A 22,365-nucleotide genomic window follows, 5' to 3' on the forward strand; every position below is an offset into this window, starting at 1 on the left:
AGTATATAAATAGAAAATATGACAATTTTATACAGATAAAATTGCTAAACAAACAGTGCTATAATAAAGACTCAGTACACATTTTATGTTTGGTTTCTGATTCTCTGTTTCTCCGTCAACCTCCAGGGAAGCAATGCCAGTTAATCGTATTCTCTCTTAATAATTACTTTATTAATTACTTCTGAATTCCAAGTCGCAATATCTGTACTGATTTTGTTGCTGATCTCCTCAAGTTCTTGACATTTGTTCATAATCCAGGATTTAGTTGCATAATGTTGTTCTAACATTTCCTGATGCGATCGCTCTTGCTGTTCCAAGATTTTTTCATACACAGATATAGCTCCTTCAATCACTCGACTTACTGCTTCGACTTTGGTATCAAAAAATCTTTCAATATTTTCCTGGAGTTTTTCGTATATCTTATCAATTGATTCATCAAACTTTTGAAATCCTATTTCTAAAACAGATGTTTTAATTTGACTATGCAATCTATCGCTGTCTAACATCCTAGAGCCAAAAGAACTGGCAATTACCGAAGTGATATTAGCTAAAGCAACTGGGATAAATCCAATTCCGGTAAATACTAGTACCTCTTCTTTTAATGCAGCACTGAAATCAATACTATCTAACTCAATTAATTGATCAGTAATATCATTAATAGAAAGTTTTAATTCTTCACTGAATGTGGTGTTACTTCTAATGTCTAATAAATTAAATTCTGATTGAATGGCTTCTAACTCATACTTAATGTTGATATTGAGGTTTTGTAAGTTCTCTTTGAGAACTAAATTTTTCAGATGAGTATTCACCCATTCATCAACTTCATTAGATAAATCTCTGACAAAATACTGAATATAGTCACGAATTAACTTATCCTGATTCCAGAGAAGTCTATGTTCAGAATGCCAATGCTCACTCCTAAATACCATGCGTTCATCTAAACCCTCATACCACTCATTCCAAGAAACACTAGCTTTTTCCAGTGCTTGTTCTATGAGTTGAATTGTTAATAAACATATTTTGACATCCCGTCCACTAAACTCTCCAATTCTTTCTAGGATTTTATGTTTTTCATCTTCTGCAATATTAATTTCCGACTCTAGAGCATCTTTAAAATGCAGCAGATGTTCAGTGATTTCTTGAATTATTTTATTGAGTTTATCAGACAATTGATAAAGTTTTAGTCCTCCCCTCTCCAGCATTAAGAATCTTTCAAGGGATTTAATAAAAATGTCAAAATTTTCTTGATATTCATCTTCAGTCTTATTCAAAATCGCATTGAGTGCGGTTTGAGCTGAAAGGAAGTGAACACGATTTTTTCCTGTAATTATGGGGTTATCACCTTCAACTAAATTCAAAATTCTCTTTTGAATCTGCTCACGACCTTTTTCTGTACGCACTAAATCCATAAAATTACCTACAATGAATAAGTTACTTGCAGGTTCTTTATCTTTACCCCCGTTGAGTTTGATTCGCAATTGATTCAACAACTCACGCTCACCTTGCGTTAGCGATCGCGAAGCATTAGTCACAAAAATAGCAGCATCAATATCGTGAAGTAACTTCTGAGTAATAGCTGTGAGTTCGGGATTTTCGTTCAAACCCGGTGAATCAATTATCTCTACACCACTATTGCATAATGTCAAATTTGGATGTTCAACAATGATATCTTCAATAGTAGATTGTATGAATTCTTCGTTGAGTGAACCAATAGCAACCTCTTCAGAAATACTTGCTTGTTGTCTATACTCCTCAAATGGTATTTCTTCTTCTCTTCCATCTTTATAACGACAGACTACCCGTTTTCTCTCCCCGTACTTTAAGACAGCTACCGTACCACTACAAGGAATCTCTCGCATCGGTTGAATTTCTTCACCTAATAAAGCATTGAGTAAAGTAGATTTTCCTTGGCTAAATTCACCTACAACTGCTAGCCTAAATTTGTGTGATCTGACTCTTTCTAAGACTTCCCTAGCTTTATCAACTAATTTATCTGAGTCATTAGATAAAAACCCCCGTTGATTACAAGTTTGAATTATCTGCAAAACCTGATGGCAATAATTCTCTAAATGTTTACTAAATTCTTGGAAATTCTTCAACCCTTCATAATAGACATAAACACGAGGATTACTTTCTTGTGTGTTAGTGTTAACAGCCAAATTGATCAAATCTTCAGAGGATAACTGAAGAGATATTTTAGGATTTAATGCTTGGAAATGTGATGGATTTAGTAAATCATCTACTTCATTTAAAACTTCTATATCAAAGTTATCTGGTGGTTTGAATGCTGATGCCAACACTGCTAAATGTTGTGGCTTAACGTCTAAATATTGAGCTACAATTTCCAAATATCTCTGTTCACGTAAACCCATGCTGCCGTTAATTGTAGACATCTCATAGCCAAAGCCAATCAACAATAATCTTTCTGCTTGTGATAGGGGATGAGTGATAGCTAATAATTCGTTAAACTTGCGATAAAGCTGATATTTTCTAATTCCTTTAATCATCAAATGGGTTAATTTACGGATGTCACTTTCTGGTGTGCTAAAGCGATATAATAGTTCAACTAATCTTTGTTTTTCTTTCTCGGTAACAGAACCATCAATTAGGATTACTCCTAACAAGACAACAATCAAATTAGCTAAAAATAAAACTGGCGGAGTAACATCTTTTTGTGTCATTTTTTGTCCAGTAATATTTGACAAAAAATTAACCACCTGATTCCCAATCAATGATGTATCCATAAATAATTGTCAGCCACTACATTTATTGAATATTGTTTTGAAGTTTAAGCATAATAGCAGAAGAATTATCGCATAAAATGGGGGTTATTCTTTATAGCTATCTACTCATCATCGATTATTCTTTTTTGAGGTGTTTCTTATGTTTAATGAATTTTTTTTCCATTGAGGATGGTTTCATGTCTATAAAGTCAGCTTAATTTTTCGCAAGTATAACAACATCTAAATTTATAATACAGAAAATGACGGCTCAATACTTTTTTAAAGTCAAGTAGTAGCACCATATAAGAGTTAAATATAGATTTCTCTTATGTAAATTATCAATAAAACTTACTTTATTTCAGATGCAGACCAACGAAAAATCTCTTACTAATTTCGTTTGTTGCACGTACTAGGTGAATATTTATTTTTCACCAACAAGACTATTAGGTAAGAAATCTTGCCTAAAAAACTTGTGTGGTAACAATATAAAAATACTAAAGAAGAGTATATCTACGTAGTGCTGAGAATGTAGCGAATTTCTGTATGATTGGCAAGAGGGGTGTAACCCCTCATTGATTTTTTGCACCCTCAGATGTTCCCTTCTTAAAACTTGCGTCCATAATGATATAGGTTTATGCACCTTGATTGTTGCGACAAAATCATATTTCAGATGATCTTTGAGCTAGTCACGGACTGAAAAGTAGTCTGGTTAATGTTTGATGTTGGAGTATAGTCAGCAGAGGTAATTTTCCCATGTAGTATCTTGGCTCATTGGCTGTACATGGACAGATATTGCCAAGTTTTAGACCCTACTATTCCATCAACCTTTAAATTATGTTTTGCTTGAAAAGCTTTAACGGCACTCTCTGTTAATGCACCAAAATTGCCATCTACTCTCACATAATAGCCGTTAGCCATTAACAGGCGTTGTAATACCTTTACCGCTACACCAGAATTTCTAAAACTTAAATTAGGTAATGGGTAGCGGCTGAAGCTTGGAGAACTGACAAAAGCAAGATCATCTTCTCTGTTTTGCTGATTTGTTAACTTTCGTCTATTGAGTAAACTGGCTTTTGGCAATTTGTCGGGAATAAGTTTATCTCTGCGCTGTTGAACTATTAAGCTTTTTTTAGCAGGAACATTATCTTTGAGAGATTTAAAGGCAGATGATTTGGTGATTTGATTCAAGTTTTTGGGAAGTCTTTGCTTAACCCTGGTTAAGCGACTTTTTTGAGGTTTAGGCTTATGCGCTAATAAATTCTGTGAGACATGGCTACTGGATGACACATATCTAGGTGAAATAGCTTGCGCTTGTGCAGTTAGTTGAAACGGTGGATTTGGTCTCACTTCCTGCATATTTTGTTCTGACTGAATTATAGGCGGATTGATCACTTGAGCAGCCGATGGTTGCTTTGTCATTAATACGCCTGTCATCAACATTGCAATATCACTCATTTTACTGATTACCTAAATGTTGGCTACGAAGCAAAACGCTAATTATACAAAATTACAAAAGCAATATATCTAGACATCCAATACTAAATAGCTAATGCTTAAGTAATAGAGCCATTATATGCGTAATTTTATGAGTGTAAATTAATTCACGATTTTGTGGATTGCAATTAAATATTTAAGTAAATCGGTGACAATAAATGCAACTATATTAACTAATGTAAAGTTAATTAAATCTTTTTCGTAATTGCTTTATGGCCTTTCTTAACCATAGTGAAGTACAAACCACAATAGCTAAACGCAAATTTAGCTTGCTTCACCGTAGGAGTAACCACAGGTAAACAGATCAATGTGGATCAATTTGTACCTCAGCAGACTAAGAAAAGCCATAAAGCTGATTAATACGATTGATTAGCTAACATTTGTAGGCTCAATTTCTGGCTTCGGTGTTTCTACTTCAAATAGAGTTAAATCAAACCAAAAAGTAGTACCCACACCAACTTCACTCACCAAATTTACTTTACTGCGGTGTCTTTCGATGATATTTCTCACAATGGAAAGACCTAAACCTGTACCTTCTAAGGTGTGAACGCGGTTTTCCACACGGAAGAAACGGTCAAAAATAGCCTGTTGGTCTTCTGGTGCGATACCAATACCTGTATCAGACACTTCTACGCGTACTTGTGGGGGTTGATTGGGTAATAAAGCGTGGATATCTAATTGATAGGCACGAATGGTAACTTTACCGCCAGCAGGAGTAAACTTAAGTGCGTTACCCACCAAGTTAGCTAAAACTTGTAGTAACAAATCATAATTACCCGTAACTAGGGGCAATTGAGGAGCAACTTCTTGTGATATTTCAATTCCTTTGTCTTTGGCGTTGAGTTGGTATGTCCGCAGAGTTTGTTCGATCGCCTGGGCTAAGTCTACACCGTAGAAGTTATAAGTCTTACCAGATTCTAGCTTCGATAAATCCAAAACATCATTAACTAAGCGAGTTAAGCGATCGGTTTCATGGTTAACTGTTTGCAGGAATTCCCGTTTTTCTTCTGCACTTAAATCTTCACCGTAATCATGTAGAGTTTCAATAAAAGATTTGATATTAAATAAGGGCGTTCGCAGTTCGTGGGAAACATTGCTAATAAATTGGCTTTTAGCTTCATTGAGTTCTACTTCACGAGTAATATCCTGCACAGTAATGGCAATGCCTTTAATACTCTCCCGTTGCAAATTGAGAACCGTAGTTAAGAGAATGCGGATAGTGCGCTTAACGGGTTGATTTAAAGCCAAACGAAACTCCGCACTTTCACATTCACCGGCGGCCATTAAGGATAAAGGTTTGGTGATTTCCATTTGCACGGTTGGGGGCAAATTATGTAAAACATTACTGCCTACTACATCATCACTACCTTCCCAACCAAAGATACGCCGTGCCGTGGGATTGACTAAAATCACCTGCATATTATTGTCAATTAAGACAGCACCATCGGCGATAGTAGAGACGAGGGTTTCCAGCTTGGCTTTTTCGGCTGTGAGTTCCTCAATATTTTGCTCTTCGTAGCGTTCTAGCCGTTCCGCCATTTCATTAAAGTTGAAAATTAGCTCCCCTAATTCACCACCCAAAGGTAAATCGATGCGCTGTTTAAAGTTACCGGCGGCAATTTGTTTTACCCCTACTAGTAGTTCTTTAATGGGTTTAGTGATTGTCAAAGCGTTGATCACTCCAGCCAAAATTACCATTACCCAAATCGTAATAAACACGGCAATGGTCACATCACGGGTGAAATTAGTAGAGATAACGGCTATTTGATTGGGGTTGATACCAATTGCTAATACACCGTAATATTTTTTATTAACAATTAGAGGGATAAATACATCAGTCACGACTCCATCAGGAGTCATGTGTTGCCGCACCATTGGCTTATCCCCTTCCTCTGGGTAATCTTCTGGCAGTTCAATACGCCTTTCAATAGTCAGCGAGTTTTCTACTTCAGGTTCCCAAAAGGGAATCCCAAAGTAAATCTTGCCAGTTTCATCCGCGTAGAGCATATAGCGGATACTAGAGGTACTGCTATAGAAGCGTTGAGAAAATTTAGCTACCTCTGTGAGATTATGGTCAGCTACTAAAGGAGTGATGTTAGCAGCTAGTAGTAGTCCCAAATCCCGCCCAAAGCGGGTATCATTCATGCGGGCATCTTGCTGAATGGTATTTACCGCCCAGAAAGTGAGACCACTCATGACCAAAGAGACTACCAAAGTAGCCACAGCCAAAAGTTTAGTTTGAAGTGTGAACTCTGACCACCAATTGGCGATCGCTTCTCGGATTGTTTTTAACAGCGACAGCATTGCAAATAAAGTTGTTAGTAGTTTAGGTTATCAACCCCAACAACTAAAAAATTAACAGTTTATTCGACAAATATGGTAATTCGGGGATTGGGGATTGGGGATTGGGGACTGGGAAAAAGGCGGACAAGGTGGACAAGGTAGAATTGATTTCCTAACTCTCAGCACCGGCTAAACACCGCGCTATCGCTAACAAAACTTATCACTCATTACTCACTGCTCATTACTCATTACTCACTACTCATTACTCATTACTCACTACTCAGCACTCATTACTCAGCACTCAGCACTCTATGACCAATATCTCTACGGTAATACATCCCTTCAAATTGAATAGATTGTAGCCCGTTGTAAGCTTTGGCTAGGGCTTGCTGGAAGTTTTCGCCTGTAGCTGTCACGTTTAAGACTCGGCCGCCATCTGTGACGATTTGTTGTTGTTCGTTTAATTTTGTGCCGGCGTGAAAGACTGTGGCTGCTTTGGTTTCGGCTTCTGCAATTCCGGTTATGACTTTGCCTTTTTCATAGTCCCCTGGATAACCGCCGGAAGCGGCTACTACTGTGGCAGATGCGCCTTCATGCCATGCTAAGGGGGGTAATTCGCTCAAACGTTGCTCGACGCAAGCTAAAATCAACTCTTCTAAGGGTGTGGCTAAGAGTGGCAGGATGACTTGGGTTTCAGGATCACCGAAGCGACAGTTAAATTCTAAAACTTTAAAGTTGCCATCGGGTGAAATCATCAAGCCGGCGTAGAGAATACCACGATAATCGATACCTTGGGATTTTAAAGCTGCGATCGCTCTTTCTAAAACTTCCGTTTGCACCCTAGCCATAATTTCTGGCGTAGCAATGGGTGCTGGGGCATACGCGCCCATGCCACCTGTATTTTCGCCTGTATCCCCCTCACCGATGCGTTTGTGGTCTTGGGCAGGCAATAAAGGGCGAATGGTCAAGCCATCTGTCACGGCTAACACCGAAACTTCCTGCCCGATTAAACATTCTTCAATAACGATAAATTCCCCAGCACTGCCAAACTGCCCTTGAAAGATGGTGTCAATGGCGTTTTCTGCTTCTTCTATGGTGGTAGCAACAATAACACCTTTCCCGGCAGCCAAACCATCGGCTTTGACAACTATCGGTGCACCTTGAGCTTGAACATAAGATTTAGCGGCCGTTGCCTCAGTAAATACCGCAGCCTTAGCAGTAGGAATTTCTGCTGCTTGCATCAGAGCTTTTGCCCAAGCTTTACTCGCTTCAATTTTGGCACCAGTTCTGGTAGGGCCAAATACCTTTAATCCTTTTGCTTGTAAGTAGTCAGTAATACCTTTAGCTAAGGGTACTTCCGGCCCTACCACCACCAGCGAAATCCCGTTATCTAAGGCGTATTTACTGATACCCTCAAAATCATCCACTGCCAAGGGGATATTTTGGCAACGTGCCAGAGTGGCTGTACCACCGTTACCTGGTACACATACTACCTGATCAACTTGGGGCGATCGCAACAATTTCCAAGCCAGCGCGTGTTCGCGTCCGCCATTCCCTACAACTAAAACTTTCACTGATTTCCTCTTGCGTCCCTTGAGAGTAAGAATGCCTGATGGCTGCGGATCAATTTTTCACCAATTCTTACTTTGATGCAAGTACCTTGTTAGGGGTGTAGGGGTATGAGGGTATAGGGGTATGAGTGAAAAACGAATAGAAATTATTATATTTTTTTAACCCTTACACCCTTACACCCCTAAAAATAAAATTCCTATTTTTTGATTCCTATTGCTAAAGAATAGCTATTCCAGGATTATCGAGATTAACCTATAAGTATTCTGAGTAAAAAATAACAATACAAATAGAGGACATGACTAAAGTTATTGTAACTGGAGCAGCAGGATTTATTGGCTCTCATCTAGCCGAAACTCTTCTAGAACAAGGAAAACAAGTAATTGGTATTGATGAACTTAACGATTATTACGACCCCATATTCAAACGTAAGAATCTTGCTCACTTACAAAGTTCGCCTAACTTTACTTTAATTGAGAACGATATTCAGAGCTTAGATTGGTCAAAATTGCTGCAAGATGTAGATGTAGTTTATCATCAAGCTGCCCAAGCAGGAGTTAGAGCCAGTTGGGGTCAAGGTTTTCGTGCGTACACTGAACGCAACATTAACGCCACACAAGTCATGTTAGAAGCAGCTAAAGATGCGAAACAATTAACTAGATTTGTGTTTGCTTCCACATCTAGCGTCTATGGGGATGCGGAAACCTTACCAACTCATGAAGGTATTCCTCCACAGCCAGTTTCGCCCTATGGAATTACTAAACTAGCTGCCGAGCGTTTGTGTGGACTGTATCATAAAAACTTTGGTGTGCCTTTCGTGGCTCTACGTTATTTTACTGTTTACGGCCCCAGACAACGCCCTGATATGGCATTTCACAAATTTTTCAAAGCTGTTTTACAAGATGAAGCAATTCCCATCTATGGTGATGGACAGCAAACACGAGACTTTACTTTTGTCAAGGATGCTGTAGCGGCGAATTTAGCAGCAGCTACTGTACCTGAAGCTGTGGGTGAAATTTTTAATATTGGTGGTGGCAGCAGAGTTGTTTTAGCAGAAATCCTCAACACAATGGAAAAAATAGTAGATAAACCCATCAAAAGAAACCACATCGAAAAAGCAATGGGGGATGCTAGACATACTGCTGCTGATGTTTCTAAGGCACGACAGCTTTTAGGATACCAACCACAAGTGTCTTTGCAAGAAGGTTTACTACAGGAATGGCAATGGGTGAAGGCTTTGTATAGTTAAGCTATTCCTATGGGGTTTGTTGACTGTTAACCGTTCACAGTCAAGCAAGTTTAAGATTTTGGAGTTGTAGTGGCGGGTTTTATCCTGTTGGAAAGACAGATATTTTTTCAAATCCGCCCTTACTTTGTGTTCAATCCAAAATCCAAAATCCAAAATCCAAAATTCTTTACGGTTGCTTGACTTGGAGCTTAACCTTGGGACTGGGGGTAGCTGCATTAGCTGCGTTTGGTTGACTGGCCATAGTTAATTCTTCTTGGAGCATTTTTTGATAAATCTTGGGCAAAGATTTACTAATAGAATTGGTTTCGATGCCATAACCCAGACTTGTCCATGTGGGGGAGAGTCGCCGTAAAACTTCGTTGAGTTTCCCTTGACGCAACTGTTGGGAAATATCAACTCCCCAGACACTAGAATCATTTAACCAGCGATAAACTACTATGTCTTGATATTCTGGCTCAAAACTATAATTAGACCAAAACATCATGTTGGCTGGTTTGGGGTGATAGCGGGGAGCAATATGAAACCAAGTGGTATTAATAATTTGATATCTGCCAGCAGCAGTAGAACAATTACCTGTATTTGGCCCTACAGGAATAGTTACGCATATTTCAGGATGCTTACTTAAGTCAGTGATTTGCTGTCCACCATATAAGAGAGAATAGGGACGCTTGCTATTGGCTTCACTGGCTGAAATAGTACGCATTAAAGCGCGGACATAAGGATCACCCCCTTGCATCACCAAAGGCGGTAAATTATTTCCGAAGATGGGATCAGAAGGCGATCGCAAATCCCCAAACACATACCATTGAAATAAGTACACAAAGGCAAGTAGTGCGGCTATGGGGCCGATAAACTTTTCCACCCCTTTGAGTTCAACGCTTTTCAGAGTTTTACTCCTTGCAAATTCACTCTCTTAAGTAACAACAGCAACAGACGTATATATTTCGGCAAAGTTCAGAAATAGTCAGTAGTCAATAGTCAATAGTCAATAGTCAATAGTCATTAGTCATTAGTCATTAGTCATTAGTCGGGGCTTTAAGTATTCTCTGGGTTCATCACAAGAGATCAGTATAAAGGCTTGAAAAAAAGAATGCTTTATCGTTTATGGCTATGGACTGTTGACTATTGACTGTTGACTATTGACCATTAACTAACATTGCTGAAACAATTCGCCAAAGCTTTTAGCACTGGCTTGTGGTTTGGCTACTATCTCGACGATTTTATTGCGTGCAGATAGCTCAAATAAGGCTTCTACACAGACTTGGGCGACTTTTTGTCGAGGAATACTACCGTCAAATAATGTATCAGCCCCTTGCATGACGATCGCATCGGTATTATCTTCATTTTTTAAACCGCCAGGACGGACTATTGTATAAGTCAGTCCACTTTTTTGTAGATACTCCTCGGCTTGTTTTTTCCATAGCAAAATTAACCAAAATAAATTCAACGGATGAAAAAACTGGGAGACACACAAGGAGGTTACTAAGATAAAATTCTCAATGCCCTTGGCTTTGGCTACATCCACTAAATTTTTAGTGCCTTCAAAATCTACCTTGTAAGGGCCAGTAAAATCAAAACTCGGCTTTGCACCAGTGGCACACAAAACAACTGTACTATCACCCAAGGCAGTAGTTAAGCTTTGTGGGTTTAATACGTCACCCACCACTAACTCGGCATCAGGTGGCAAAATAGCTCTAGCTACCTCTATATCCCTGACTAAAGCACGCACAGGGATGTTACGTGCTACTAACTCTTGTACAATACGGCGACCTGTTTCACCTGTTGCGCCGGCTACAAATGCTTTCATCGAAAACGCTATCCTGGGAAACTAGTGTGTGCTTGATCAGTTTTATATTTTAGTGATTTTATGAAGTTTATGACAAAATTATAAGCTTTCAGTCAAAATGGAAGTTTAGTGCTAACCGACCCATTCAACCTGGGAATCATAAACATAGACAAACGCCATGCTAGAGGGGAATGCTTCATGCTTTCGACAAACGGCGAATACCAATCTTTAGAAATTACAGAAAAAATTGTCCCCGTTGCTGCTAACATCCCAGATACAGAAGCCACGGGTACAGAAATCACTACCAATACTCAAACTAAATTTTATGGTCATTATGCCGACTGTATGGAAATGTATGCTCCAGCCCAAACAGTTGGTGAATACCTGAACACCCATAATAGCTGGTTTTGTCGCTGTGCTGAACCTATGAAGGTACAGCCTCTAGGCGAACATGGTTACGCTTTAACTATTGGTCGATTTGGTGCGTTTGGTTATGAAGTTGAGCCGAAAATTGGCTTAGAATTGTTACCCCCAGAAAACGGAGTTTATCGCATTCGCACCATTCCTATCCCCGACTATCAAGCACCTGGTTACGATGTAGACTATCAAGCGGCTTTACAGTTCAAAGAAGATGAAGGTGAAGTCACACGGGTAGAATGGGAATTAGATTTAGTTGTTTGCATACATTTTCCGCGATTTATCCAGCGTTTGCCCCAATCTTTAATTCAGTCTACAGGCGATCGCCTACTTAACCAAATCGTCCGCCAAGTCTCTCGCCGACTCACCCGCAAAGTCCAAGAAGATTTTCACAATACTTTTGGTTTACCTTTACCAAAACATTTGCAGAAAAAGTGGTGAATTAGTCATTAGTTATTAGTCATTAGTCATTAGTTATTAGTTGAAGATTAGAAAAATTTTTATTTTTGTTTGTGTCTTTAACCAGCAACAAAAATAAAAAGAATAAAATCTCTGAACTACACAATATAACTGTTGACTAATGACTATTGACTACGCCTTAGAAAGTATTCTTTGGACGATTTCTACACCGGTGATAGCTTGCCAGGTAAACAGTCCTAACATTACGAAATTTAAGAGAATGTGAGTCACTCGCGCCCAATTTGCACCTTTTTGCATAAAAGGAGATAGGGCGGCTGAAAATGCTATTAAAGCCGTCATTCCCAACCCAGCTAATAAGTGCGGCCCCACAAACAATTTACCGTTGTTGATGTACGTGACAGCCATCCCGCCAATTGCACCGGCTACCATCAAAGCCAAAATTAATGAGCCTATTTGGTAGTGTTTAATGTTATATCTACCTTTAATTAATTCTTTCTTTTCTTCTCCTTGGGCGTTGCGAGTACGCTGTACTTGCAAGCCTAAATAAGCAGCATAGAGTGAAAGTGCTAGTAACACCCACATAATTAACGGGTGAAAGAAATTTAGCCAATATTTAACCGAGGCAGACAGTTCCAAACTCATCGTGTTCTCACCCAATTCTTAAATCTTAATAAAAATTAGCACAATTTCATGGGTGATTGTTGAGTCAATAGTCAATAGTCATTAGTCATTAGTCATTAGTTTTTTCCCTGCTACCTTGTCTCCCTTGTCTCCTCGTCCCCAGCCCCCAACGCCCCATGCCTCATGCCCAGTCCCCAACCTCCCCACTTGCCAAAGTAGCAAAAGCATCTGAGACTAAATTCTGAGACTGAATAAATCAAATTTCCCAGTCGGAACTGATTCATGATTGACAACAATGATGCTTTGTTGCTGAAGGCTGCTAAAAGTGGTGATTTAAAGCGGTTGGATGCGCTGTTGGCTGCGGGTGCAAATGTAGATGTGTGCGATCGCGATGGAACTACAGCCTTAATGTTTGCTGCTAATCTAGGCTATACGGAAATTGTGCGATCGCTTTTAGATGCAGGGGCAAATATTAATTTAACTAGAAAACGCTATGGTTTGACGGCGTTAATGTTGGCGGCTAGTGCTAATCAATTAGATATTGTGCAGATGTTAATCTCTAGAGGGGCTGAGATTAACGCTACTAATGAAGATGGTAGTACGGCTTTAATGGTAGCGGCACTGAAAGGCCACAGCAATGTAGTACACACTTTGCTCAAGGCTGGGGCTGATATCAATTTGTCAGATAAAGATGGTGATACGGCTTTGAAGCTAGCTGTAAAACATGGGCAAGCTGCTGTAGTGCAGTTGATTTTACAACATGGCGCGGATGCTAACAACCAAGACGAAGAAGGGGAAACCTTGCTGATGATGACAGCTGACTTGGGAAATTTGGAGGTAGCCCAAGCATTGCTAGCGGGTGGGGCTGATGTCAATTTACAAAATCAAGACGGTGGAACTGCACTCTTTGCAGCTGCGGCGGCTGGACAGGGAGCGATCGCCACTATACTACTAGATCAAGGGGCTTTAGTTAATCATCAAGATCAAGACGGTGAAACTGCTTTAAACCTTGCCGTCATAGAAGGATATCTAGATGTAGTGCAAATTCTACTCAATCGAGGTGCTAATCCTCAACTGAAAAACCATCCGGGTGATACACCTTTGATAGTAGCTGCATTACAGGGACACAGCGAGATAGTGCAAGCATTACTCAACTATGGCGCAAATGTACATGGGGATAATCTGGGTGAAACTCCTTTAATCTTAGCTGTCTCCCAAGGACATACACAGACAGTCAAGGTATTGTTAGATTATGGCGCGAATCCTAACGCCACAGCTAACGATGGCAAAACTGCGCTAATTAAGGCAGCAGAACGCAACTATCACCAGATAATTCAGTTATTGTTAGGCAATGGTGCAAACATTAATGCTCAAGATGCAGCTGGGGCTACAGCTTTGATGTGGGCAGCATCGGGAGGTTATGGTACAGCAGTCCAGACATTAATAGCATCTGGGGCTGATATGAATTTAAAAAACCGTGGTGGTTATACTGCTTTGATGCTGGCGGAATTTAATGGCTATAGAAGCATTGTGCAGATTTTGAAGCAAGCAGGAGCGCAAAATTAGATACAAAATACTCTACTAATTCGCGGTAGGTTTGTGTAGCAAAGGCTGGCAACTCAAAAGTTTGTGGTTCTCTTGTACATCTTTATACAACTATTGGAAGTTATAAATTTTGAACAATAATTAAGCAATAATGATCAAAAATATCTGTTGTTTTTGCAACAAATTTTATCTAGAATATTTTGATAAAAGTAGTTGTTTTAGACAACTTGACAACTAGTAAAAAACACGGTATTAAATTAAATACTGAATCCCAAAACTGTTACAGAAATGAGAAACAAAAATTCTCAAATTTAAGTCGTAGTTATATAAAGTGACTGCGGCTAATATGGGAAGAAATTGAAACACCGAAAGTAGACCAGGTAAAAGAATCTTTTGCTTCACGGATGCCAAAGAAGCGAAATTAGAAGAGTATATTTACTTTCTAGTTTTTACCTCGTCATCCCTCCGGCGTTTCCTACTGTGCTAGATATGCTTAATATAGAGTTTTTCATTTCTGATAACAGTATTCTAACTATCAGTTTTTCTGTATTTTAGTAAACGCCAAAAAGCTAGCATCTACTCATGTAATGAAAAACCGAAATACTGAAAGTTACCAACTCTACTTGCTAGAAATTTAGGAGTGGCAACGATTCCTCAAAAAAATCCATTAATAAAGGACTTGTGGTTGGGGATGGGCTGTACATCTGGTATTTCTTCTGAGTTATTAGTAACAGCAGTTGAGCAAGTTTGTCGTAATTATGAACTAAGGTTAGCAGCGATCGCTGGCATTGCTACTATTGATATCAAAGCTAGAGAAATCAGCTTAGTAGAGTTTTGTCGTAGTCATGGCTTACCTTTAACAACCTTTCCCGCCGAGATGTTAGCTCAAGTTGCGGTGCCGCATGGTGACATGGCGATCGCTAAAATAGTAGGAACACCAAGTGTAGCTGAAGCGGCAGCAATTTTAGCCGCCTCGCAGACAAATTTAGCAGTTAAGCTGATAGTCCCCAAACAAATTATCCGCCTACCAGAAAAACCAGGAGCAGTAACAATTGCCGTAGCTCAAACCCTGCTGAATGACTAATGACTAATGACTATTGACCATTGACTAATGACTAATGACTATTCCTCTATACCTCTTAAAATGTAGTTAATTACACTAGAAACTATAGATAATACAATTGACCCTAAAAAAGCAGCTAACGGGCCATCAATTACAAAATAGTCACGAGGTGTGAGAATACTTGCTAACCAGAGTAAAAAAGCATTCAGCACAAGTGTAAATAAACCAAAGGTCAATAGAGTAATAGGAAATGCCAAAAAACCTAAAATTGGTCTGACAAAAGCATTAACCAATCCAATAACAGCCACAGCAAGTAGCGCAGCCACAAAACTCTTTACTTCAAATCCTGGTACGATATGGGCGGTAACTAACAAAGCTACCGCAGTACCTAGCCAAGTCAACAGAAAGTTTTTCATATTTTGTGAACAGAAATTAGCCTCACCAGAAAACATCCGAAAAAAAGCAATTGGTAATTGCTAATTGATTTTTTGAGTTAACAACTACCAACTATCACACAGCAGAGATAAGTGACTTTTTCTACCACAGATAATTTAACGCCGTTGAGAAGAACTCTGTAATAAAGCCTCCCAAGTAGCACCACCAACTACGCCATCAGGATTAATCCCATAGCGTTTTTGTGCTGCTTTCACCGCCGTTTCAGTCATCACGCCAAAGTAACCATCTACACTACCCTTGAGAAAACCTAACTGACTCAATCTTGTTTGTAGCTTACTAACCTCCGCGTTACTCATCCCCACGCGCAAAATTGGCCAGCCTTCGGTAGTGTACTGCACACCAACAATGCGGTCAGCCGGCGGAGTCGGACTCAAACGAGTGGTATTACTTGGGTTTTGTCTGGAATTCGTAGTCCTAGAAACTGGCGTAGTTTTAACCACTTGATTATTTGGGGGTTTAGTCGGTGTCCGGTTGGGGGTAGGCTTAGTCCCAACAACTTGATTAGGAACAGTGCGGGGATTAGCTGGCCTGGGTTCAGGTCTATTATTAATGACCGTAGCAGGTTGAGTTGGAACGGGAAAATTAGATGGGGGATTGGTTGTTGGTGTTGATGCTGTCAAAGGTTGGTTGGGGAAGAGTTTTTGCCAAGTAGCTGCATCCACAATACCATCTGGACTCAAACCCACCGTTTGTTTAAATTGAGAAACTGCATTGGCTGTTGCTTCATTATAGTTACCATCCACTGCACCGGAGTAAAAACCCAACAGTTTCAGAGCCGCCTGAAGTTCCGAGACACGTTCACCTTGACTACCAACCTTGAGAGTAGGACGACTGATCCCAACTTGTTGGGCTATTTGTTGGGGTGTAGCAACTGCGACTACAGCCGATAAGCCAAGGAACACAGACGAACAAGAAAACAACAGTAACCAATAAAACCTACTTGTGCTGCAACAGCGAAATGTCTTGAGTAAATTTAAGTAACTCATACCAATTCAAAATTCAAAATTCAAAATTCAAAATTAAGAAAATGAGACCCAGCATAGCTTTTGGCGTTTGCATTTGAATCACATTTTTTGTGAATTGGTATCACAATACTGGCTGTCAGGCTACCTTTCATGGAAATTGCTCCCAGAACTTCTGTTGCTAATATTACAACCGTGTGAGGTTATTTAGTAGTGCTGAGTGCTGTTAGCGGTAGCGGGGCATTTAGCCCGTGCTGTTAGCGGTAGCGCGGCGTTTAGCCGGTGCTGAGTTATTAGTGAAAGGAAAATTGCTCAATTTGGTTTGATGAGAACTGAACTCACAATTCACAACTCACAACTCATAACTCACAACTCAGCACTCATAACTCATAACTCAGCACTCACCACTCACAACTCAGCACTCAAAATCGCGCGGTTAATCGCTTCTTCTTGACCTACTAAAGAAATATAAGGTTTCTGGAAGTGGTGACGGGCTGCGATTAAAGTGTCTTGGGGAGTGACGGCAGCCATTAGTTCTTGAAATTTTTGGTCGTAGTCAATTCCTAAGCCTAAAATTTCGTACCAACCGTAGATTTGGGCAATTTGTCCGTTTGTTTGTTTACCCAAAGCATACTGTCCTAACATTTTGTTCTTGGCAGTTTGCAGAGTGGTTTCGGACAATTCTGTAGTGCAGAGTAACTCTACTTCTGTATGTAATCCTTCTAAGGCGATAGTGGTATTTTCTGGGGCTGTACCCATATAAACTAAAAATGAGGCTGGATATAGTTTAGTTGGGTAAAAGGCTGAAACTTCGTAGGCTAGACCACGTTTTTCTCGTAATTCCACAAATAGGCGGCTAGATAAGCCATTACCTAAATAGGTAGAGAGCAATTTTAATGGCGCGTAATCAGGAGAATTGACTGCTGCACCTAAATAACCCAACATAACGATAGATTGCTGTGTCTGTACGGGTTTGAGTTGGGATTGTGGTGCTAGTGGAATTTCCGGTAAATTACTGGTTGGTGTTGCTTGTTCTGGAATTTGCCAATCTCCAAAGACTGACTCAACTAAAGCTATGGCTTCATTGCAGGTGATGCGTCCAGCAATGCTAATAACTATATTGTCTGGGCGAAAATAAGTTTGGTGATACTCTATTAAGTCGGTTTGGGTGATATTGTTGACGCTGTTTTCATCCCCCATGACTGACATTGCATAAGGATGATCTTGGTAAATTACCCGCCGCATTTGTTCCATCGCCAAGGTGAAGGGTTGTTCTTTTTGGGAACGAATACTATTGATGGTTAAACGCCGTTCTAGTTCTACTTGGGTAGTGGGGAAAGTAGGCGATCGCAAAATCCGTCCCGCCAGTGATAATATCTGAGAAAAATCTTCTGTTACTGTCTTTAAGGACATTAAAAAATAATCAGTCGATGTATCTGCACTCAAACTAGCTCCCACAGATTCGACTTCTTCCGCAATTTCCATACTAGAAAGTCCATCACATCCTTTAGTGATGACTGCTGCTAGTAAATGCGCTAAACCTGCTTTTTCTCGCGGTTCGCAGCAACTACCCGCACGGATAAAAATTCTCCCCGCAATAATATCCGCAGCCGGATTTTCTGCTACTAGCACGACAATACCGTTGTTTAATACAGTGCGATGAACAGGGGAATTGTTAGACAAAGAAGGATTCACAGTTTGAGTCATTGGTTATTAGTCATTAGTCATTAGTCATTAGTCATTAGTCATTAGTCATTAGTCATTCGTTTTTCTCCCTCTGCTTCCCCTGGCTCCCCCTGGCTCCCCCTGCTCCCCCTGCTTTCTCTCCTTTCCTCTCACTCTCCAGAACCTAGCATGGTTTCATCATGGTTACAGCGTAATCTTGCACTGAAAGGTACTGTTGGGCTAATGTTTGCAGTTCTTGGGATGTGAATGATTTAATTTGCTGGGGGTAGGTAACGGATAATTCCGCTTGGGCAATGGTGTTGTAATATCCATACATTCCACTGATCTGATTGGGTGTTTCGGTGGAAAAGGCGTATTCATTGCATAACAGCCTACTTGTACGAGCTAATTCTTGTTCGGTAACACCTTGGTTATGGATATCATGCAAATGCTCAAGAATTAATGTTTCTACTGTTTCTAAGTTTTCTGGTTCTACCCAAGCTGTAATTGTAAATAAGCTTGATTCGCGTTGTAGAGAGAAATTGCTGCAAATTCCCTGTACTAGTTGTAGTTCTTCTCGTAAATCACGTACTAAACGAGAAGTCCGGCCTTCTGCCAATAATACTGATAATAAATCTAAGCCATAGGCAGCACGCAGTTGTTCTACCCCTGGTACTAGCCACGCCATCAATAGCCGTGCTTGTTCGATGTTTGGTAGATACAATTCTTGACGGCGTACCCCATTAATCATGGGTTTAGTGACTGGTGTGACTAGGGGACATTCTCCACGTTTACCAAATTTACTAAATGAGCTGTTAACTAAATCCCAGGCTAGCTGTTGACTAATTCCCCCTGTTATCACCACTGTCATGTTTTCGGGTTGGTAGTGTGTGCGGTGAAAACAACGCATCGCCTCTGGTGAATGCTGCATTAATTCCTCTTCGTTCCCCAAAATCGAACGTCCATAAGGATGATTTTGGTAAACACTTTGCAGCAAAGATTGAAAACCTACCCAGTCAGGATCATCATAGCAAGCGCGTATTTCTTCTAAAACTACATCTCGTTCACGCTCAAACTCATTGTCTGGAATGGCGGCGTTCACTAGTAGTTCTCCTAAATGCGGCAGGTTATCTTCTATATAATTAGCCGCAGTCGTCAAAGAATAATTAGCATAGTCGTAGCTTGTGGCTGCATTACTGACTCCCCCTGTATTTTCGATATTGTGGTCAAACATTCCCGGATCTAGGGTGGCTGTACCTTTAAAAATCATGTGTTCCAAGAAATGAGCCATCCCAAACCAAGGTTCTGGCTCATGTATAGTTCCAGCCTTTACCCATATATCAGCTACCACTACGGGTGTAGAGGGAATTTCTTGATGAATCAACGTTAGACCATTATCTAGCCGGGAAACCGAAGCTGGAAATACAGGATTTGTCAATGAAGATTTTAACAATTTTTCTATTCTTAACTAAAAATTAAGTTAGGTTTTAGTTATCGTAACTCTGATTTGTATCTCATTAAGCATCATATGATACAAATGGCGTTAAGCTTTTTGAAGTTGGTATTGGGCATTGGGCATTGGGCATTGGGCATTGAGAATTGGAAAGTTTTACCCCTATACCCTTACACCCTTACACCCTTAAAAAATTAAAGCTCCCAGTTTTCAATGAAAAATGGGAGCTAGAAATTTTGAGTTCACCGCAACGCCGTTTTACCTAAGTTTATGACCTGGTTAAACCAGGTGGGTACCGATTTTGCCCGTTTAAAGTTTCCGAGTACAAGCCCGGTCTACTGCCACGAGAAATATTTGGTTCCCTTTTTCTTAAAGACATAGATCAAAAAACTTGATGGCAGTCACCAACGTCGCAGTGCAACTCACTCATTATAGCTTCTCAAAGTGGATTGTGTGCAAGTTGGGAATTGGGAATTGGGCATGGGGCATTGGGCATGGGGAATAGAATCTACCTTGTCCCCCTTGTCTACCTTGTCTCCGTTACCTACACCCTCAATTCTTCAACTTGAGTACCAGATAGATTCCACAGTCTGAGCAATTTCTGTGGCTATGGTTGGGTGATGATTTTCTAATAAGACGGTGACGTGTCCTAGTTTGCGGCCTGGGCGGGATTCGGTTTTGCCGTACCAGTGGACGTGGGCTTGGGGAATGGCTGCTAATTGTTGGCGTTTGTTTTGATAGTCGCTTTGAGAGGTTTCATAACCTAATAAGTTGACCATGATGGCAGTTGCACATTGTAAGCTGGGATCGCCTAAAGGCATACCACACACGCCTCTCAGTTGTTGCTCAAATTGGGAGGTGGCGCACGCGTCTAGGGAAAAATGCCCGGAGTTGTGGGTGCGGGGGGCGATTTCGTTAACTAGGACTTTACCGTCGGTTGTGAGAAATAATTCGATGGCAAATACGCCGACGAATTGCAGGCTGTCTAATAGTTTATGGGCGATCGCTTCTGCTGTGGCAACTTGTTCTGATGTAATATTCGCTGGGGCGATGACTCGCCGACATACTTGTTGTTCTTGCTGAGTTTCTACCACGGGATAGATGACAATTTCTCCTTCTACCCCACGGGCTGCAATTACGGCTAATTCTCGTTCAAAGGGGATAAATTCTTCGATTAAAAATAGAGTTGGGTTGTTTTTGCTGAACTCTAATTTCTCTTGTAAGCTGGCTGCATCACGAATGATAAAGGTTCCTTGTCCGTCGTAACCGTGACGACGAGATTTTAAAACGACGGGAAAACCGAAGTCTGCAATTTTGGCTGTGATCTCTTCCTGTTGTTCAATAGCAAAAAATTGAGGAACGGGTAGCCCTAAGTCACGTAAATAACAACGTTGATGATATTTATCTAACAAGGGTGCTAAGGCTTCTAATCTGGGGCGAAAGCAAACACCTTGATTTACTAGCTGTGATAATGCTTCTAGATCGACAAATTCGTTTTCAAAGGTGATGACATCGCTGTTCGCTGCTAACTTTTTTGTGGCTTCAGCATCATCTACTGCTGCCAATATGGTATCGTGAGCGATCGCCACTGCTGGATCTTGATTGCTAGGTGTCTGCACTATCAACTCTATCCCCAGCTTTTGCGCTGCACTTCCCATCATCCAAGCTAGCTGTCCGCCACCAATTACACCTACACGCTTCATGAACATCCTAAAGAATCACGAGTTTCTACACCTGTTTGCGAATTTACTCCGCTAGCTTTTGTACAAAGTTCTTTGATTTGTGCCTTGTCTAAAATTGCATCTGTAAAGTCTGCGCCTTCTATGTTCACATTATTAAAGATGGCACGGAGTAAAAGAGCTTCTTTAAAAACGGCATCGCTTAAATTAGCCCCTGTTAAGTTTACCTGATCTACCATTGCATTCGTTAAATCTGCTCTTTGGAGGTTGGCTTGTGTCATCACAGATGCACTTAATACTGCTCCCCGTAAGTCAGCACCAGTAAAATTAGTCATTTCTAAGTTAGCGTTAGAAAACTCCGCCGCTTGTAAACTCTCACCGGAAAAATCATGGCGGGATAATTCTGCGTTGCTAAATGATAGGGGATGTGTCCAGTCTACTGCCCAAGCGGGGAAAGGTAAGCAAAAAACCATGATCCCCAAGGCTAATATCAAGGCTTTGCGCCAAAACATCTTTAGGTAATTAATTTGCTGGTTCATTCTGCACGTTCCTGATAATCAAGTGTTTTGGATTATTAACAGCTTAACATTTTGTTATAAATGCTTGGTAATGCCTACACCTTGAGGATTTGTATGACTTTTGGAGAGATAAATACAACTCTAGGCAGTAGAAAAGTTATTTAATGATCAGATATATTTAGATTCAGTCAAATAAATTAAGTGTTTACTCTAGCAATAAGTTACAATTCTTGATTTTAAATTGTGATTTTTAGGGTATAAATATTTTTAATTGAGATTAGGCGATCGCAATGTAATTTACAATTCTTCAAGTTGATATTTCCAAGTAAAGTTTATTGTCAATTATGTTTTATAGGCGAGATTGACTGTTAGTCTTTTAATCATAAAGAGCATTAAGCTTATAAAGCATAATCTTCTGATGCTTAAAGAGCTTCTGCATGGGGAGTATTGACCAAGATTTCA

At 40.2% G+C, this 22,365-nt stretch carries 17 protein-coding genes and 1 other RNA gene; 4 read left to right on the plus strand and 14 right to left on the minus strand.

Annotation, left to right across the window (positions count from 1 at the left end):
• Window positions 1–140: 140 nt before the first annotated feature.
• The 4 genes from CLI64_RS03250 to purD all read right to left on the minus strand — a co-directional run bounded on the left by CLI64_RS03250 (window position 141) and on the right by purD (window position 8,074).
• Entirely contained in the window at window positions 141–2,744 is a 2,604-nt protein-coding gene (locus tag CLI64_RS03250) for a dynamin family protein (protein WP_103135882.1), read from the minus strand.
• A 747-nt stretch (window positions 2,745–3,491) separates the two neighbouring features.
• Complete coding sequence (locus tag CLI64_RS03255) at window positions 3,492–4,178, minus strand: peptidoglycan-binding protein (RefSeq protein ID WP_225977498.1); 687 nt, start codon at window positions 4,176–4,178, stop codon at window positions 3,492–3,494.
• Window positions 4,179–4,586: 408 nt separating this feature from the next.
• Window positions 4,587–6,521 carry a two-component system sensor histidine kinase NblS gene (gene nblS, locus CLI64_RS03260; protein WP_103135883.1) on the minus strand — a complete coding sequence of 645 codons (1,935 nt, stop codon included), beginning with the start codon at window positions 6,519–6,521 and terminating at the stop codon, window positions 4,587–4,589.
• Between the two features lie 269 nt (window positions 6,522–6,790).
• Window positions 6,791–8,074, minus strand: a complete 1,284-nt coding sequence (gene purD, locus CLI64_RS03265; protein ID WP_103135884.1) for a phosphoribosylamine--glycine ligase — start codon at window positions 8,072–8,074, stop codon at window positions 6,791–6,793.
• 293 nt (window positions 8,075–8,367) lie between these two features.
• Between purD and CLI64_RS03270 the strand changes: the two genes are divergently transcribed.
• On the plus strand, window positions 8,368–9,318 hold the full coding sequence (locus CLI64_RS03270; RefSeq protein WP_103135885.1) for an NAD-dependent epimerase/dehydratase family protein: 951 nt from the start codon (window positions 8,368–8,370) through the stop codon (window positions 9,316–9,318).
• A 166-nt stretch (window positions 9,319–9,484) separates the two neighbouring features.
• On the opposite strand, the gene CLI64_RS03275 is transcribed toward CLI64_RS03270, so the two are convergent.
• Together CLI64_RS03275 and CLI64_RS03280 are read right to left on the minus strand one after the other, a co-directional pair.
• Window positions 9,485–10,138 carry a glycoside hydrolase family protein gene (locus tag CLI64_RS03275; RefSeq protein ID WP_225977595.1) on the minus strand — a complete coding sequence of 218 codons (654 nt, stop codon included), beginning with the start codon at window positions 10,136–10,138 and terminating at the stop codon, window positions 9,485–9,487.
• Between the two features lie 330 nt (window positions 10,139–10,468).
• Window positions 10,469–11,125 carry an SDR family oxidoreductase gene (locus CLI64_RS03280; protein ID WP_103135887.1) on the minus strand — a complete coding sequence of 219 codons (657 nt, stop codon included), beginning with the start codon at window positions 11,123–11,125 and terminating at the stop codon, window positions 10,469–10,471.
• Between the two features lie 177 nt (window positions 11,126–11,302).
• On the opposite strand from CLI64_RS03280, the gene CLI64_RS03285 reads away from it, so the two are divergent.
• Entirely contained in the window at window positions 11,303–11,962 is a 660-nt protein-coding gene (locus CLI64_RS03285) for a DUF1997 domain-containing protein (protein WP_103135888.1), read from the plus strand.
• 150 nt (window positions 11,963–12,112) lie between these two features.
• Here CLI64_RS03285 and CLI64_RS03290 read toward each other — a convergent pair whose 3' ends face one another.
• Window positions 12,113–12,583: a DUF4079 domain-containing protein gene (locus CLI64_RS03290; protein WP_103135889.1), complete on the minus strand. Its 471-nt coding sequence runs from the start codon at window positions 12,581–12,583 to the stop codon at window positions 12,113–12,115.
• A gap of 261 nt (window positions 12,584–12,844) precedes the next feature.
• On the opposite strand from CLI64_RS03290, the gene CLI64_RS03295 reads away from it, so the two are divergent.
• Window positions 12,845–14,128 (plus strand): ankyrin repeat domain-containing protein, encoded by a 1,284-nt coding sequence (locus CLI64_RS03295; protein WP_192881672.1) that lies wholly within the window; start codon window positions 12,845–12,847, stop codon window positions 14,126–14,128.
• A 619-nt stretch (window positions 14,129–14,747) separates the two neighbouring features.
• Window positions 14,748–15,191, plus strand: a complete 444-nt coding sequence (locus CLI64_RS03300) for a cobalamin biosynthesis protein (protein ID WP_225977499.1) — start codon at window positions 14,748–14,750, stop codon at window positions 15,189–15,191.
• A gap of 38 nt (window positions 15,192–15,229) precedes the next feature.
• Here CLI64_RS03300 and CLI64_RS03305 read toward each other — a convergent pair whose 3' ends face one another.
• The 7 genes from CLI64_RS03305 to CLI64_RS03335 form a co-directional block, all read right to left on the minus strand.
• Window positions 15,230–15,586 (minus strand): phage holin family protein, encoded by a 357-nt coding sequence (locus CLI64_RS03305; RefSeq protein ID WP_103140573.1) that lies wholly within the window; start codon window positions 15,584–15,586, stop codon window positions 15,230–15,232.
• 135 nt (window positions 15,587–15,721) lie between these two features.
• Window positions 15,722–16,612, minus strand: coding sequence for a peptidoglycan-binding protein (locus CLI64_RS03310; protein WP_103135891.1), 891 nt, complete (start codon window positions 16,610–16,612; stop codon window positions 15,722–15,724).
• A 384-nt stretch (window positions 16,613–16,996) separates the two neighbouring features.
• Window positions 16,997–18,295: a pitrilysin family protein gene (locus CLI64_RS03315; protein ID WP_103135892.1), complete on the minus strand. Its 1,299-nt coding sequence runs from the start codon at window positions 18,293–18,295 to the stop codon at window positions 16,997–16,999.
• A gap of 142 nt (window positions 18,296–18,437) precedes the next feature.
• On the minus strand, window positions 18,438–19,706 hold the full coding sequence (locus CLI64_RS03320; protein ID WP_103135893.1) for a pitrilysin family protein: 1,269 nt from the start codon (window positions 19,704–19,706) through the stop codon (window positions 18,438–18,440).
• A 238-nt stretch (window positions 19,707–19,944) separates the two neighbouring features.
• A non-coding RNA gene (ssrS, locus tag CLI64_RS03325) (6S RNA) lies at window positions 19,945–20,128 on the minus strand.
• Between the two features lie 138 nt (window positions 20,129–20,266).
• Complete coding sequence (locus CLI64_RS03330) at window positions 20,267–21,409, minus strand: 5-(carboxyamino)imidazole ribonucleotide synthase (protein ID WP_103135894.1); 1,143 nt, start codon at window positions 21,407–21,409, stop codon at window positions 20,267–20,269.
• Complete coding sequence (locus CLI64_RS03335) at window positions 21,406–21,897, minus strand: pentapeptide repeat-containing protein (protein WP_103135895.1); 492 nt, start codon at window positions 21,895–21,897, stop codon at window positions 21,406–21,408. Before CLI64_RS03335 ends, CLI64_RS03330 begins: the two co-directional genes overlap by 4 nt.
• Window positions 21,898–22,365 lie beyond the last annotated feature (468 nt).

It is taken from the genome of Nostoc sp. CENA543 (assembly GCF_002896875.1).
Lineage (GTDB): Bacteria > Cyanobacteriota > Cyanobacteriia > Cyanobacteriales > Nostocaceae > Trichormus.

What these genes read in the sequence shown, in the direction of transcription:
- CLI64_RS03250 (WP_103135882.1), bottom strand. Translation starts at nt 2,744, where the DNA reads ATGGATACATCATTGATTGGGAATCAGGTGGTTAATTTTTTGTCAAAT.
- CLI64_RS03255 (WP_225977498.1), bottom strand. Translation starts at nt 4,178, where the DNA reads ATGAGTGATATTGCAATGTTGATGACAGGCGTATTAATGACAAAGCAA.
- nblS (WP_103135883.1), bottom strand. Translation starts at nt 6,521, where the DNA reads ATGCTGTCGCTGTTAAAAACAATCCGAGAAGCGATCGCCAATTGGTGG.
- CLI64_RS03270 (WP_103135885.1), top strand. Translation starts at nt 8,368, where the DNA reads ATGACTAAAGTTATTGTAACTGGAGCAGCAGGATTTATTGGCTCTCAT.
- CLI64_RS03280 (WP_103135887.1), bottom strand. Translation starts at nt 11,125, where the DNA reads ATGAAAGCATTTGTAGCCGGCGCAACAGGTGAAACAGGTCGCCGTATT.
- CLI64_RS03285 (WP_103135888.1), top strand. Translation starts at nt 11,303, where the DNA reads ATGCTTTCGACAAACGGCGAATACCAATCTTTAGAAATTACAGAAAAA.
- CLI64_RS03290 (WP_103135889.1), bottom strand. Translation starts at nt 12,583, where the DNA reads ATGAGTTTGGAACTGTCTGCCTCGGTTAAATATTGGCTAAATTTCTTT.
- CLI64_RS03295 (WP_192881672.1), top strand. Translation starts at nt 12,845, where the DNA reads ATGATTGACAACAATGATGCTTTGTTGCTGAAGGCTGCTAAAAGTGGT.
- CLI64_RS03305 (WP_103140573.1), bottom strand. Translation starts at nt 15,586, where the DNA reads ATGAAAAACTTTCTGTTGACTTGGCTAGGTACTGCGGTAGCTTTGTTA.
- CLI64_RS03310 (WP_103135891.1), bottom strand. Translation starts at nt 16,612, where the DNA reads ATGAGTTACTTAAATTTACTCAAGACATTTCGCTGTTGCAGCACAAGT.
- CLI64_RS03315 (WP_103135892.1), bottom strand. Translation starts at nt 18,295, where the DNA reads ATGACTCAAACTGTGAATCCTTCTTTGTCTAACAATTCCCCTGTTCAT.
- CLI64_RS03330 (WP_103135894.1), bottom strand. Translation starts at nt 21,409, where the DNA reads ATGAAGCGTGTAGGTGTAATTGGTGGCGGACAGCTAGCTTGGATGATG.
- CLI64_RS03335 (WP_103135895.1), bottom strand. Translation starts at nt 21,897, where the DNA reads ATGTTTTGGCGCAAAGCCTTGATATTAGCCTTGGGGATCATGGTTTTT.